The following is a 12,872-nucleotide window of genomic DNA, read 5'->3' as shown; positions in this document are numbered from 1 at the left end:
GCCGGGTCACCAGCCAGTAGCCCAGGCCGGGCGGGGCGAAGGGCGGGCCGCCCAGCGGCTCGACCAGCGCGCCGCCGCGCAGCTTCTCGCCGATCAGCGCGTGCCGGCCCATGGCCACGCCCTGGCCGGCCAGCGCCGCCTCCAGCACGATGTTGTAGTCGTGCAGCATCAGGGTGCGGGCGCGGGCCAGGTCGAAGCCATGCGCCGCGGACCAGGCCGGCCATTCGATCGGCTCGCGGGCATAGGACAGCAGCAGGGTGTGGCGCAGCAGGTCGGCCGGGGCCGCGATCGGCGGGCCGCGATCCAGCAGCGCCGGGCTGACCACCGGGGCGATGCGGTCGGCCAGCAGCAGCGTCGCCTCGACCTCCGGCCAGCCGCCGGTGCCGTAGCGGATGGCCAGGTCGGCCTCGCCGCCGCCGATATCGACCAGGGCGTTGGACGGCTCCAGTCGCAGCTCGATCTCCGGATGCGCGGCGGCGAAGCGGCCGAGCCGCGGCACCAGCCAATGGGTGGCGAAGGAGGCCAGCAGGCTGACCCGCAGCACCGCCCGCTCCGGCGCCCGCACCGCACGCGTCTCCTCCGCCAGCAGGTCGAAGGCGCGGCGCACCCCGTCGAGATAGCGCTCGCCGGCCGGGGTCAGGGCGATGGCGCGGGTCTTGCGGACGAAGAGGGCGGTGCCCAGCTCCTGCTCCAGCCGCTGCACCTGGTGGCTGATCGCGCTCGGCGTCACCAGCAGCTCCGCCGCGGCGCGGCGGAAGCTTAAGTGCCGGCCGGCGGCCTCGAAGGCGCGCAAGGCGGGCAGGGAGGGCAGGCGCCGCATCGGCTCACGGCCCGAAGACGGACCAGCCCATCGCCTTGGCCAGCCGCTCCAGCGCCAGGGTGCCGAGCAGCGAGTTGCCGTGCTGGTTCAGCCCGGGCGACCAGACGGCGACCGAGGCGCGGCCCGGCACGATCGCCAGGATGCCGCCGCCGACGCCGCTCTTGCCCGGCAGGCCGACGCGGAAGGCGAAGTCGCCCGAGCCGTCGTAATGGCCGCAGGTCAGCATCAGGGCGTTGATCCGCCGCGCCCGCTCGGGCGACACCACGCGGTGCCCGGTCGACAGCCGCCCGCCGCCATCGGCCAGGAAGCGGCCCGCGGTGGCCAGCTGCCGGCAGGTCATGGCGATGGCGCATTGGTGGACATAGACGCCCAGCGTCATCTCCACCGGGTGGGCCAGGTTGCCGAAGGACTTCATATAGGCGGCCAGCGCCATGTTGCGGTAGGCGGTGCCGGCCTCGGACCGCGCCACCGTCTCGTCGATGGCGATGCTCTCGTCATCGGCCAGCCAGCGGATGAAGCGCAGGATCGACCCGATCGCCTCGCGCGGCTGGTGCCCAGCCAGCACCACATCGGTCACCACCAGCGCGCCGGCATTGATGAAGGGGTTGCGCGGCACGCCCTGCTCGTATTCCAGCTGGACGATCGAGTTGAAGGCGTTGCCCGACGGCTCGCGCCCCACCCGGCGCCACAGCGCGTCGCCGACGGCGCCCAGCGCCAGGGTCAGGGTGAAGACCTTGCTGACGCTCTGGATCGAGAACGGCACCTCGGCATCGCCGGCGACATGGACGCCGTCGTCGAGGGTGGCCACGGCGATGCCGAACTGGCCGGGGTCGACCTTCGCCAGCTCCGGGATATAGGTCGCGACGTCGCCGCGATGCTGCTCCCGCGCCATGGCATCGGCGATGCCGCCGACGACGTCGCTCAGATCCGGCATGCCGGTTCAGCCCTCGCGGTCGATGGTCATGTACAGGGCGGCGCCGTCCGGCGTGTCGATCGGCCCCCGGCGCTGGAACCCGGCCTTCTCATAGGCGCGGATCGCGGCGGCGTTGGCCGGGGCTGGGTCGACCTGGATCCGCGCCGTCTCCGGCAGCGCCAGCAGGCGGCGCAGGATGAGCTTGATCAGCCGGGTGCCCATGCCGCGGCCGATGACATCGGTCTCGCCCAGGAACAGGTCGATGCCGAAGGTCTGCTGCGGCAGCTCATGCGCGGCCCAGAACGCGTCGGGGTTGGCGTGATAGACATGCATGTAGCCGATCGGCCGGCTGCCCTCGCAGGCCAGGAACGGCGCGATGTTCGGCTCGACCAGATGGGCGGCGATCTGCGACAGCTCCTCCTCCGGGTCGCCCCACCAGCGCATCACATGCGGCCGGTCCAGCCAGCGGGCGATGATCGGCAGGTCCTCGAGGCGCAGCGCGTTCAGGCTGATCGACGGATCGACCACATCGCCGATGTGCTCGTCCGCCAGCTTCAGCGCGACCGAGGCCAGGCCCGTCGCGGGGTCGGGACGATCATCGCTCATGCCGCGCCGAGAAGGGCGATCTCTCGCCGTGTCGGGAAGGGAACAGACTCATGGACCGCATGCTGCTGCGAACGGGTCAAGAACCTGTACCCGATCACGGCGAACGGTCAAAGGGTCCTGTGACACGGCCCGGGCGGCGGCTTTTCGTCATACATACCGGAGAGGGGCCGGCCGGCCGGAGAGCCGCGCCCGCGGATCGGCAGGCGCGGCCCCTTCGGGCTATGCCTTGTCGGTGAAGGTCATCGTCATCGACACGGCCGTCTGGTCCTGCAGGCGGTAGGCGAGGGGGCCGCTCCCGTCGTCCTCGCTGTCGCTGATGACGCTGAAGACCTTCAGGTCCGTGCCGGAATCCGGCCCCATGCCGAGCTCCATGTAGCGGTCGTCGCCGGCATAGGTGAGGCACACGCCCATATCCGCCCCATAGGTGGAGCCGACATGAACCTGCTTGCCCGGCTCCAGCGTATAAGGACTCATCGAGGTCACGCCGTCGAAGATCAGCTTCATGTCGTCGAAATTCGGATCGCGGTCGATCCGGATGCTGGCCTTCGCCCGGTTGATCATGAGGACGGTGTTCTTGAAATCGGCCATGATTTTCGCTCCATTGAAAATGCGAATGCATATGCCGTAATGCGATGAGAAATAACGATCGCGTCCCGGCAATGAACCAAGGAAAACATTCAAACAATAGCAATGAATTCAGTATGAGTGGCGGTTACGCAGCTGTCAACCGGGGGGCTGCGAACGGCCGTACATCGCAGCCGGGTGGCGACAGGACCAGGGGGGCCGGCCTCAGGTGCCTGGGCATACGACCCTCCTGGATCAGCCCAGGTCGTAGGGCAGTTCCTCGTCCCGCTGGTTCAGGAACAAGAGGACGATGCCGGCGAGGGTCAGGAACAGATGGGCGGGCGGCTGGCCGTTCCATTCCTTGGACTGCCACATCGCGAACCATTCGCCGCCGATGGCGACGAAGCCGAAGGCGTAGAGCAGGAAGCCCATGCCGACCCCGGCCAGCGCCGGCGATTTGGCCCGGGCGAAGACGGCGGCGGGCGCGTCCCAGCGCATCGCCATGCGCAGCGCGCCGATCCAGCACATGATCGCCGTGGCCGCCTGCCAGGCGATGATCAGGGCATAGGCCAGATGGGCGGCCCATGGAACGTCGATCGCCCGCCACATCAGGGCGGGCGATCGGAAGGTCGTGTCCATCGCCAGCACATGGCGGACGAAGGCGAAGTTGGAGCCGTAATCGGTCAGGTTGCCGAAGGCGACCAGCGTGAAGAACAGCGCAACGCCGGCTGTGGCCAGGATCTTGAGGACCCTGGCCGTCAGCACGTCAGTGGGCCATCGCCGGTTCGCGGCCGATATCGGCCATCGGGTGCCGCTCCGCCCGCTGCAGGGCCTGGCCCTGGGCATCGAACAGGTGGCAGGTGTCGGCCGAGAAGCCGATCTGGATCTGGTCGTTGGTCTTGACCCGGCTGTCGCCGCCGGCCTGCACCGTCAGCATGCCGACCTCGGTCTTGACGTAGAGATAGGTCTCGCCGCCCAGCCGCTCGACCACCAGAACCTGGCCGGGGATGGTGGCGGCGCCGCTGCCGGCCTCGTTCATATGCTCCGGCCGCACGCCGAGCGTGACCTTGTCGCCGGTCTTGGCGCGGCCCGGCTGCACCGGCACGGTGACCGAGCCGTTGCCCGGCAGGCGGACGGTCGCGGTCGACCCGTTGGCCGCGGTGACCTCGGTCTCGATGAAGTTCATCTTCGGGCTGCCGATGAAGCCGGCGACGAACAGGTTGTCCGGGTGGTGGTACAGCTCCAGCGGCGAGCCGACCTGCTCGATCCGGCCGGCGCTCAGCACCACGATCTTGTCGGCCAGCGTCATCGCCTCGACCTGGTCGTGGGTGACGTAGACCATGGTGGCGTTCAGGTCGTTGTGCAGGCGGGCGATCTCGATCCGCATCTGCACGCGCAGGGCCGCGTCGAGGTTCGACAGCGGCTCGTCGAACAGGAACACCTTCGGGTTGCGCACGATGGCGCGGCCGATGGCGACGCGCTGGCGCTGGCCGCCCGACAGCTCCTTCGGCTTGCGCTTCAGCAGGTGCTCGAGCTGCAGGATGCGGGCGGCGTCGCCGACCTTGCGCTCGATCTCGGCCTTGCTGGTCTTGGCGAGCTTCAGGCCGAAGGCCATGTTCTCGTAGACCGTCATGTGGGGATACAGCGCGTAGCTCTGGAACACCATGGCGATGCCGCGTTCGGCCGGGGGCAGGTCGTTGACCCGCTGGCCGTCGATGGCGAGGTCGCCGGCGGAGATGTCCTCGAGGCCGGCGATCAGCCGCAGCAGGGTCGACTTGCCGCAGCCCGACGGGCCGACAAACACGACGAATTCGCGGTCGCGGATGTCGAGATCGACGCCTTTGATGATCTCGAGATCGCCAAACGACTTACGAATGCCACGGAGCGTAACGCCAGCCATGTTTCCTCCACTGCGCAAACTTTGCCCGCACCATATCCAGCGCGGGCGGCCGAGGCCAGCATTTTGGAACCTCCGGGGCGAAATAGTCTGATGTTTGAACGAATCTGAGCCGAAGCGGCCGGCCGCCGGAGTCCTCGGCGGGGCTGCGATCGATTGACAGGCAGCGGCCCGGCGGTGTTAATCCGCGCGCCCGTCAGGAGCCCTCCAGGCATGCCGATCCGAGATCGTATTCCGCCCGCCGGGACCGGCGCCGCATCGTGAACCGGCCTGCGATCAGGGTCGCCACGGCGGTGGTCGGGCTGGCCGGGCTGTGCGCCATCATCTGGCTGGTCGCCGCGCAGAACGCGGATGCGGTGCTGAATCTGCTGCTCGGCGCCAGCGGCGGCATCCTGCTGGTGGTCGTCTCCCACTTCCTGGCGATGGGCTGCTCGGCGCTGGGGTGGCGCGCCGCGATGCGGCCATTGTGGTCGGCGGGCCCCGGCATCTTCCTGTGGGCGCGGCTGGTCCGGGAATCGGCCAATGCCGTGCTGCCCGTCGCCCAGGTCGGCGGCAATGTGCTGGGCGCCCGGGTGCTGGCGCTGCACGGGGCCGGGACGCTGCCGGCCGGCGCCGGCATGCTGGTCGACCTGACCCTGGAGTTCCTGACCCAGATCCTGTTCTTCGCCATCGGCCTCTTGGTGCTGATCGCGATCGGCGGCGGCGACGCGCTGGGCTGGGCCGCGATCGGCCTCGGCATCGCCGTGCTGATGGGCCTCGGCTTCATCCTGGCGCAGCGCTGGGGCATGTTCCGGCTGTTCGAGACGCTGCTGGGCCGGATCGCGCAGGAGTTCGACTGGCCGGCCCTCAACGCGCTGTCCGGCCTGCACGACACGGTGCTGGCGATCTATCGCGACCGCGGCGCCATGGCCCGGGCCGCCGCCCTGCATCTCGCCTCCTGGCTGTTCGGCGCCGGCGAGGTCTGGCTGGCGCTGCATGTGCTGGGCGCCGATATCGGCTTCGCCGAGGCGCTGGTGATGGAGAGCATCGGCCAGGCCGTCCGCACCGCCGCCTTCCTGGTGCCGGGCGCGCTGGGCATCCAGGACGGCAGCATCCTGGCGCTGGGCGTGATGTTCGGCCTGCCGCCGGAGCTCGCCCTGTCGGTGGCGCTGGTCAAGCGCATCCGCGAGCTGCTGCTGCATGCGCCGGCGCTCCTGATCTGGTACCTCATCGAAGGCCGGCGCCTGCTGCGGGCGCCGGATGTCGCACGCGAGCAAGCCTCCTGATGTCGATCTACACCCAGCCCCACACCTCCTGGACCCACCGCCTGACCCGGATGATGGTCCGGCCCCTGGTCGGCACCCGGGTCACGCCGAACCACCTGACCACGGCGCGCCTCATCACCGGCCTGGCCAGCTGCGCCGCCTTCGCCGTCGGCGACGAGAGCTGGACGGTCTGGGGCGGGGTGATCTGGCTGGTCTCCTGCCTGCTGGACCGGGCGGATGGCGAGCTGGCGCGGCTCGGCAACAGCTCCTCGCCCTTCGGCCATCTCTACGACACGATCTGCGACCTCTCGGTCAACGCGCTGATGTTCCTGGCGATCGGCATCGGCCTGCGCACCAGCTGGCTGGGCGAGGCCGGGCCGCTCCTGGGCCTGCTGGCCAGCGCCGGAGTGCTGGCGGCGTCGATCCTGTCGGCGAAGCTGGAGGCGGCGGGGGCGGTCGAGACCAAGGCCTATGTCGGCATCCTCGGCTTCGACTTCGATGACGCGCTGTATCTGTTCGCGCCGGCCGCCTGGTTCGGGCTGTTCCCGTACATCCTCATCGGCGCGGCGATCGGCGGCCCGTTCTTCGCCATCCTCACGGCGCTGCGCCTTCGCGCCGCACGGGCCGGGGCGCGGGCAGGATAGAGCGCCTATTGACACTCATTCGCAATCTCATCTAAATCCGGCGGACCACACCGGAGCCGCCGACGCATGTATATCTGCATCTGCAACGCCCTGAACGACACCCAGGTCCGGTGTGCCGTGGATGCCGGGGCGAAGAATGCGGGGCAGGTCTATGCCGGGCTCGGCTGCTCCCCCCAATGCGGCAAATGTGTCACCGCCATCCGCCGCATGGTGCACGAGGCCAGCCGCGAGCAGGACGACGTGGCGCCGGTCCTCCTGGCCGCCGAGTAGCGCGCCGCAGCCCCTGTACGCCGCCGCGCCGCGGTGCTAGCCAGCCTCCCTGAGACTTCGAAACGGGAGGCCGCGATGGCAAGGCGCATCATCATCGACACCGATCCGGGCCAGGACGACGCCATCGCCATCCTGCTGGCGATGGGCTCGCCGGAGCTGGAGATCGCCGGCCTGACCACCGTGGCCGGCAACGTGCCGCTGCACCTGACCACCGCCAACGCGCTGAAGCTGTGCGAGCTGGCCGGGCGCACCGACATCCCGGTGGTCCAGGGATCGATCCGCCCGCTGGTGCGGCCGCTGGTCACCGCCGAGGCGGTGCACGGCAAGACCGGCCTCGACGGCTCCGGCCTGCCGGATCCCACGACCAGGCCGGTTCCCGGCCACGCGGTCGACTGGCTGGTCGACACGATCATGGCGGCGCCGGAAGGCACCACCACGCTGTGCCCGCTGGGGCCGCTGACCAACATCGCCGCGGCGCTGGTGCGCGAGCCGAAGATCGCGCCGCGGATCCGCGAGATCGTGTTCATGGGCGGCGGCTTCTTCGAGGGCGGCAACACCACCCCGGCGGCCGAGTTCAACATCTATGTCGACCCGCATGCCGCGCATGTGGTGCTGACCAGCGGCATCAAGCTGACCATGGTGCCGCTCGACGTCACCCACAAGGCGCTGATCTCCCGCGCCTGGCTGGACAAGGTGGCGGCGCTGGGCACGCCGGTGGCGAAGAGCGTCCACGGCATGCTGGATTTCTACGAGCGCTTCGACATGGAGCGCTACGGCACCGCCGGCGGCCCGCTGCACGACCCCTGCGTCATCGCCTATCTGCTGCGGCCGGAGCTGTTCGGCGGCCGCGACTGCCATGTGGCGGTCGAGCTGGCGGGCGAGCACACGCTGGGCATGACGGTGGTCGACTGGTGGGACATGGCCGCGAAATGGAACCGCCCGGACAAGAAGCCGAAGAACTGCCATGTGCTGCGCGACATCGACGCCGACGGCTTCTTCGAGCTGATCTACCAGGCGCTGCAGCGGGTCTGAGGCCGACAGACAGCCGGGGAGGGGATGAGGTGACCGAAGCGCTCGAGAGCATCTTCACCATCGAGGCGGCGCCACTGAAGTTCGGCGCCGGCGCGGTCGAGGAGCTGGGCTGGGAGCTGAAGCGCCTCGGCGTCTCCCGCGTGCTGCTCGTCGCCGACCCGGCGCTGCACGATTTCAAGCTGGTCGACCGGGTGATCGGCATCATCCAGCGCAGCGGCATCGGCGTGACCCGGTTCGAGGGCATCGCGGTCGAGCCGACCCTGGAGTCGCTGGAGCTGGCGGCCGAGGTCGCGCTCGCCGCGGAGGTCGACGGCTTCGTCGCGCTGGGCGGCGGGTCGACCATCGACACCGCCAAGGTCGCCAACCTGATCAAGCGCCATGGCGGCGCGATCATGGACTATGTCAACGCGCCGATCGGCGGCGGCCGCAAGCCGCCGGGGCCGCTGTTCCCGCTGGTGGCGGTGCCGACCACCTCGGGCTCGGGGTCGGAGGCGACGACCGTCGCCATCCTCGACATCCCTGACCTCAAGCTGAAGACCGGCATCTCGCACCGCCATATCCGCCCGAGCCTGGCGCTGGTGGATCCGGAGCTGGCGCGCACCACCCCGGCCGGCGTCACCGCCTCGGCCGGGCTCGACGTGGTCTGCCACGCGGTCGAATCCTACATCTCCAAGCCCTTCGACGCGCGGCCGCGCCCGGCCACGCCGGACGACCGGCCGCCGTATCAGGGCAGCAACCCGGTGGCCGATCTGTGGTCGCTGCGGGCGATCGAGTTCGGCGGCCGCTACCTGGCCCGGGCGGTGGCCAGCGGCGACGACCTCGAGGCGCGCGGCACGATGATGCTGGGCGCGACCATGGCCGGGATCGGCTTCGGCACCGCCGGGGTGCACATCCCGCACGCCTGCGCCTATCCAATCGCCGGGCTGAAGCATGTGTTCCAGGCCGAGGGCTACAGCCGCGACCATGCCTTCGTGCCGCACGGCATTTCCGTGATCGTGACCTCGCCGGCGGCGTTCCGCTTCACCTACGATTCGGCGCCGGAGAAGCACATTCGGGCGGCGGAGCTGCTGGCCGGCCGCCCGGTCGGGGATCCGGGGCCGGACAGCCTGCCGAAAGCGCTGATCGCGCTGATGCGGCAGGTCGGGGCGCCGAGCGGCATCGCCGCGCTGGGCTATGGCGAGGCCGACATTCCGGCCCTGGTCGAGGGCGCGCTGAAGCAGCAGCGGCTGCTGGTCGGCGCGCCGAAGCCGGTCGGGCCGGCCGACCTGGAGCGGATCCTGCGCGAGTCGCTGGCGAATTGGTGAAAGAGAAAGGCCGCCGGATCGCTCCGGCGGCCCCGTATGATGCGTGGCGACGGCTCAGGCGGCGCGCAGCACCACCTCGGTCGGCACGTAGTTCAGGCCCAGCGCCTCGGCCACCGGCTTGTTGGTGACCTGGCCGGAATGGACGTTCAGCCCCTCGCGCAGATGCGGGTCGTCCAGGCAGGCGCGGCGATAACCCTTGTCGGCCAGAGCCAGGGCGAAGGGCAGGGTGGCGTTGTTCAGCGCGAAGGTCGAGGTCCGCGCCACGCCGCCCGGCATGTTGGCGACGCAGTAATGCACCACCCCGTCGACCACATAGGTCGGGTTGTCATGGGTGGTCGGCTTCGAGGTCTCGAAGCAGCCGCCCTGGTCGATGGCGACGTCGACCACCACCGAGCCGGGCTTCATCTTCGCGATCATGGCGCGGGTCACCAGCCGCGGCGCGGCGGCGCCCGGCACCAGCACCGCCCCGATCACCAAATCGGCGCCGGTGACATGCTCCTCGATCGCGTCGACGGTGGAGTAGATGGTGTTCAGCTCGGCGCCGAACTGCAGGTCCAGCTCCTTCAGCCGCTGCAGCGACTTGTCGATCACCGTGACATGGGCCTCCAGCCCCATCGCCATGCGCGCCGCATTGGTGCCGACCACGCCGCCGCCCAGCACGACGACCTTGGCCGCCGGCACGCCCGGCACGCCGCCCAGCAGCATGCCGCGGCCGCCCTGGATCTTCTCCAGGCAATGGGCGCCGCACTGGATCGACATCCGGCCGGCGACCTCGCTCATCGGCGCCAGCAGCGGCAGGCCGCCGCGGGCATCGGTGACCGTCTCATAGGCGATGGCGACGCAGCCGGACTTCATCAGCAGCTCGGTCTGGCGCGGGTCCGGCGCCAGATGGAGGTAGGTGAACAGCACCTGGCCGCGGCGCAGCATGCGGCATTCGTCCGGCTGCGGCTCCTTGACCTTCACCACCATCTCGGCGCGGTCGAAGATCTCCTGGGCGGAGGACACGATCTCCGCCCCGGCGGCGCGGTAGCGATCGTCGCCGAAATCGATCCCGCCGCCGGCATTGGTCTGGACGATGACGCTGTGACCGTGATGGACCAGCTCGCGGACGGAGCTCGGGGTCAGGCCGACACGGTACTCGTGGGTTTTGATTTCCTTCGGCACGCCGATGAGCATGTTTCCCCCGGGTTTCGTTGCCGGCGGCCGCCCTGCGGGCGGCGCCTTACCCGATTCCTACATCAGCCGTGCGGGGAATGACATCACCTGTCGGCGCCGGGGCCGTCCTGCCATGGCACGGAATGACAAAACCGCCGCGAGGCGGGGCCTCCGGCGGTCATCCGGTCAGTCATCCGCGGCGGCGGCGGACGGGTGTCGTCAGAAGCCTTCGCGCTCGAGCCGCTTGCGCAGCATCTTGCGGGCGCGGCGCACGGCCTCGGCCTGCTCGCGGGCCCGCTTCTCCGACGGTTTCTCATAGTTGCGACGAAGCTTCATCTCCCGGAAGATGCCTTCGCGCTGCATCTTCTTCTTCAGCGCCCGCAGCGCCTGATCGACGTTGTTGTCGCGGACATGGACCTGCACGTTCGGTCAAAGCTCCTTTCGCCGCCGGAATGGTTGCCGGCGCAAGGGGTTGTGAGAATATGTCTTGTATCATGTCACTTTTTTCTTGCCAAGCCGGGGTGAATCAGGGCCGGCCGTTTTGCCAGGAGACAAGGCTTTGACTCTGTTGAAGATCACCGGCATGGGGCACCCTGTGCTGCGCCATATCGCCGAGCCGGTGACGGACCCGCTCGACCCGGAGATCGCGCGGCTGGCCGCCGATATGATCGAGACGATGCGGGACGCGCCGGGCATCGGCCTGGCCGCGCCGCAGGTCTATCGGCCGCTGCGGCTGATCGTGTTCGAGGTGCCGCAGGGCCGGCAGGAGGAGGGCGAGCCGCCGGCGCCCGGGGCCCCGACCGTGCTGATCAATCCGGAGATCGTGCCGCTGGGCGACGACACGGCGCTGGGGCTGGAAGGCTGCCTGTCGATCCCGGGCTTCCGCGGCCTGGTGCCGCGCTGGCGCCGGATCGCCTATCGCGGCCTCGGCCTCGACGGCGAGGTGATCGAGCGCGAGGCGGAGGGGCTGCACGCCCGCGTGGTGCAGCACGAGGTCGACCATCTCGACGGCGTGCTGTATCTCGACCGGCTGCGCGACCTGGCCGACCTGGCGCTGGACGCCGAGGCCCGCCATCTCGCCGACCGAGCCTGAAGGGACGCATCATGACCGACCCGACCCCGAACGATCGGCCCCCTGGTGACCAGCCCCATGGTGACCGGACCGCCGGTCGCGACGCGCTGCTGCTGGCGGTCCTGCCGCATGTCGCCTTCGACGGCTGGACCCGGCAGGCGCTGCGGCTCGGCGCCGAGGATGCCGGATTCGGCCTCGACGAGGCCGCCATCCTGTTCCCCGGTGGGATCGCGGCGCTGGCGGACCATCTCCACGACTGGGCCGACCGGGAGATGCTCGATCGGTTGGCGGAGGAGGGCGAGGCCTTCGACGGGCTGCGGGTGCGCGAGAAGATCGCGCGGGCGGTGACGGTGCGGCTGGGCCTGCTGGCGCCCTATCGCGACGCGGTCCGGCGTGACCTGTCGCGGCGGGCGCTGCGGCCGCTGTCGCGGCGCGGACTGCAGCAGCTGCACCGCACCGTCGACGCGATGTGGCGGGCGGCGGGCGACCGGTCGACCGACATCAACTACTACACCAAGCGCGGGCTGCTGGCCGGCGTCTACGCCTCGACCCTGCTGGTCTGGCTCGACGACCGGTCGGAGGGGCAGGAGACGACGCACGCCTTCCTCGAGCGCCGCATCGGCGAGGTGCTGGCCTTCGGCCGCCAGATCTCCGGGCTGAAGCGGCTGGGCGACCTGGCCGAGGCGCCGTTCCGGCTGGCCGCCCGGCTGCGCGAGGGGCGCGGGGCGGCGGCTTCGTAGGTTGTTGGGTTCGCGACAGCGAACCCAACAGCGTGATGCGTCGAGACGTTGAGTTCGCAAAGCGAACCCAACCTACGCGTGATGTCGCGAGGGGTTATTTCTTCCGGAACGCATCCAGCGCCACGACCTTGGCGCCATCGGCCGGCACGGCTTCGGCCGCGACCTTGGCGTCGGCTTCCGCCGGTTCCTCCGCCGCCTCGGCGGCGTCGGCGTCCTCCTCCTCCACCCCCTCCTTCGCGGACTGGAACTGCAGGGCGAAGTTGACCGACGGGTCGGCGAAGGTGGTGATCGCGGCCAGCGGGATCACCAGGCGCTCGGTCTTGCTGGAGAAGCTGAGCGAGACCGAGAACCGGTCCTCGCACACCTCCAGCCCGAAGAACTGGTGTTGCAGGACGATCGTCATCTCCTGCGGGTATTTCTGCCGCAGATAGTCCGGAATCGCGACCCCTCGATGATTGGTCACGAAGGTCAGGTAGAAGTGGTGGTCACCCGGCAGCCCCTTCTCGGCCACCTGGGCCAAAGCTTCCCTGACCACGCCCCGCAGGGCGGATTCGACCATGCGGTCGTATCGGAGTTCGTCGTCCATCCGATCACACTAGACCGGGGCCGGC

The 12,872-nt window shown here is 69.8% G+C and carries 16 protein-coding genes; 7 read left to right on the top strand and 9 right to left on the bottom strand.

Annotated elements, in window-relative coordinates:
* The 6 genes from BWR60_RS19030 to BWR60_RS19005 form a co-directional block, all read right to left on the bottom strand.
* Positions 1–820: LysR substrate-binding domain-containing protein (locus BWR60_RS19030; RefSeq protein WP_218823576.1), on the bottom strand; the 820-nt coding region annotated here is incomplete at its 3' end.
* 4 nt (positions 821–824) lie between these two features.
* A complete protein-coding gene (locus BWR60_RS19025) occupies positions 825–1,754 on the bottom strand; it encodes a glutaminase (RefSeq protein WP_088152600.1) in 930 nt (309 codons plus the stop codon).
* Positions 1,755–1,760: 6 nt separating this feature from the next.
* The gene (locus BWR60_RS19020; RefSeq protein ID WP_088152599.1) at positions 1,761–2,339 is read right to left on the bottom strand and encodes a GNAT family N-acetyltransferase; all 579 of its coding nucleotides are present in this window, start codon (positions 2,337–2,339) and stop codon (positions 1,761–1,763) included.
* Between the two features lie 219 nt (positions 2,340–2,558).
* Complete coding sequence (locus BWR60_RS19015) at positions 2,559–2,927, bottom strand: hypothetical protein (protein ID WP_088152598.1); 369 nt, start codon at positions 2,925–2,927, stop codon at positions 2,559–2,561.
* 231 nt (positions 2,928–3,158) lie between these two features.
* Positions 3,159–3,668 carry a DUF2165 family protein gene (locus tag BWR60_RS19010; protein WP_230983103.1) on the bottom strand — a complete coding sequence of 170 codons (510 nt, stop codon included), beginning with the start codon at positions 3,666–3,668 and terminating at the stop codon, positions 3,159–3,161.
* Between the two features lies 1 nt (position 3,669).
* Positions 3,670–4,803, bottom strand: coding sequence for an ABC transporter ATP-binding protein (locus BWR60_RS19005; protein WP_088152596.1), 1,134 nt, complete (start codon positions 4,801–4,803; stop codon positions 3,670–3,672).
* Between the two features lie 257 nt (positions 4,804–5,060).
* On the opposite strand from BWR60_RS19005, the gene BWR60_RS19000 reads away from it, so the two are divergent.
* From BWR60_RS19000 to BWR60_RS18980, 5 genes are all read left to right on the top strand, one after another.
* Positions 5,061–6,065 (top strand): lysylphosphatidylglycerol synthase domain-containing protein, encoded by a 1,005-nt coding sequence (locus tag BWR60_RS19000; protein ID WP_179221837.1) that lies wholly within the window; start codon positions 5,061–5,063, stop codon positions 6,063–6,065.
* Complete coding sequence (locus BWR60_RS18995) at positions 6,065–6,688, top strand: CDP-alcohol phosphatidyltransferase family protein (protein WP_088152594.1); 624 nt, start codon at positions 6,065–6,067, stop codon at positions 6,686–6,688. The genes BWR60_RS19000 and BWR60_RS18995 overlap by 1 nt, the downstream gene beginning before the upstream one ends.
* A 66-nt stretch (positions 6,689–6,754) precedes the next feature.
* A complete protein-coding gene (locus tag BWR60_RS18990) occupies positions 6,755–6,958 on the top strand; it encodes a (2Fe-2S)-binding protein (RefSeq protein WP_034830353.1) in 204 nt (67 codons plus the stop codon).
* 75 nt (positions 6,959–7,033) lie between these two features.
* Positions 7,034–7,990 carry a nucleoside hydrolase gene (locus tag BWR60_RS18985; protein WP_088152593.1) on the top strand — a complete coding sequence of 319 codons (957 nt, stop codon included), beginning with the start codon at positions 7,034–7,036 and terminating at the stop codon, positions 7,988–7,990.
* A gap of 29 nt (positions 7,991–8,019) precedes the next feature.
* Complete coding sequence (locus BWR60_RS18980; protein WP_230983102.1) at positions 8,020–9,294, top strand: hydroxyacid-oxoacid transhydrogenase; 1,275 nt, start codon at positions 8,020–8,022, stop codon at positions 9,292–9,294.
* Positions 9,295–9,348: 54 nt separating this feature from the next.
* Here BWR60_RS18980 and ald read toward each other — a convergent pair whose 3' ends face one another.
* Entirely contained in the window at positions 9,349–10,470 is a 1,122-nt protein-coding gene (gene ald, locus BWR60_RS18975; protein ID WP_088152591.1) for an alanine dehydrogenase, read from the bottom strand.
* A 198-nt stretch (positions 10,471–10,668) separates the two neighbouring features.
* Positions 10,669–10,872 (bottom strand): 30S ribosomal protein S21, encoded by a 204-nt coding sequence (rpsU, locus tag BWR60_RS18970; protein WP_026873525.1) that lies wholly within the window; start codon positions 10,870–10,872, stop codon positions 10,669–10,671.
* Between the two features lie 136 nt (positions 10,873–11,008).
* Here rpsU and def point away from each other — a divergent pair, with 136 nt between their 5' ends.
* Positions 11,009–11,542: a peptide deformylase gene (def, locus tag BWR60_RS18965; RefSeq protein ID WP_088152590.1), complete on the top strand. Its 534-nt coding sequence runs from the start codon at positions 11,009–11,011 to the stop codon at positions 11,540–11,542.
* Positions 11,543–11,553: 11 nt separating this feature from the next.
* Positions 11,554–12,261, top strand: a complete 708-nt coding sequence (locus BWR60_RS18960; RefSeq protein WP_088152589.1) for a COQ9 family protein — start codon at positions 11,554–11,556, stop codon at positions 12,259–12,261.
* Between the two features lie 94 nt (positions 12,262–12,355).
* Here BWR60_RS18960 and BWR60_RS18955 read toward each other — a convergent pair whose 3' ends face one another.
* Complete coding sequence (locus BWR60_RS18955) at positions 12,356–12,847, bottom strand: SspB family protein (RefSeq protein WP_230983101.1); 492 nt, start codon at positions 12,845–12,847, stop codon at positions 12,356–12,358.
* Between the last annotated feature and the right edge of the window lie 25 nt (positions 12,848–12,872).

Source organism: Inquilinus limosus (assembly GCF_002195995.1).
GTDB classification, from domain to species: domain Bacteria; phylum Pseudomonadota; class Alphaproteobacteria; order DSM-16000; family Inquilinaceae; genus Inquilinus; species Inquilinus limosus_C.
Note: the sequence above shows the minus strand (reverse complement) of the source record. Positions and strands in the feature narration are given on the sequence as shown.

Bases quoted from the DNA above. Each gene is read 5' to 3' on its own strand.
- BWR60_RS18960 (WP_088152589.1), top strand. From the start codon at position 11,554: ATGACCGACCCGACCCCGAACGATCGGCCCCCTGGTGACCAGCCCCAT.
- BWR60_RS19020 (WP_088152599.1), bottom strand. From the start codon at position 2,339: ATGAGCGATGATCGTCCCGACCCCGCGACGGGCCTGGCCTCGGTCGCG.
- ald (WP_088152591.1), bottom strand. From the start codon at position 10,470: ATGCTCATCGGCGTGCCGAAGGAAATCAAAACCCACGAGTACCGTGTC.
- BWR60_RS18995 (WP_088152594.1), top strand. From the start codon at position 6,065: ATGTCGATCTACACCCAGCCCCACACCTCCTGGACCCACCGCCTGACC.
- BWR60_RS19025 (WP_088152600.1), bottom strand. From the start codon at position 1,754: ATGCCGGATCTGAGCGACGTCGTCGGCGGCATCGCCGATGCCATGGCG.
- BWR60_RS18990 (WP_034830353.1), top strand. From the start codon at position 6,755: ATGTATATCTGCATCTGCAACGCCCTGAACGACACCCAGGTCCGGTGT.
- BWR60_RS19015 (WP_088152598.1), bottom strand. From the start codon at position 2,927: ATGGCCGATTTCAAGAACACCGTCCTCATGATCAACCGGGCGAAGGCC.
- BWR60_RS18955 (WP_230983101.1), bottom strand. From the start codon at position 12,847: ATGGACGACGAACTCCGATACGACCGCATGGTCGAATCCGCCCTGCGG.
- BWR60_RS18985 (WP_088152593.1), top strand. From the start codon at position 7,034: ATGGCAAGGCGCATCATCATCGACACCGATCCGGGCCAGGACGACGCC.
- BWR60_RS19005 (WP_088152596.1), bottom strand. From the start codon at position 4,803: ATGGCTGGCGTTACGCTCCGTGGCATTCGTAAGTCGTTTGGCGATCTC.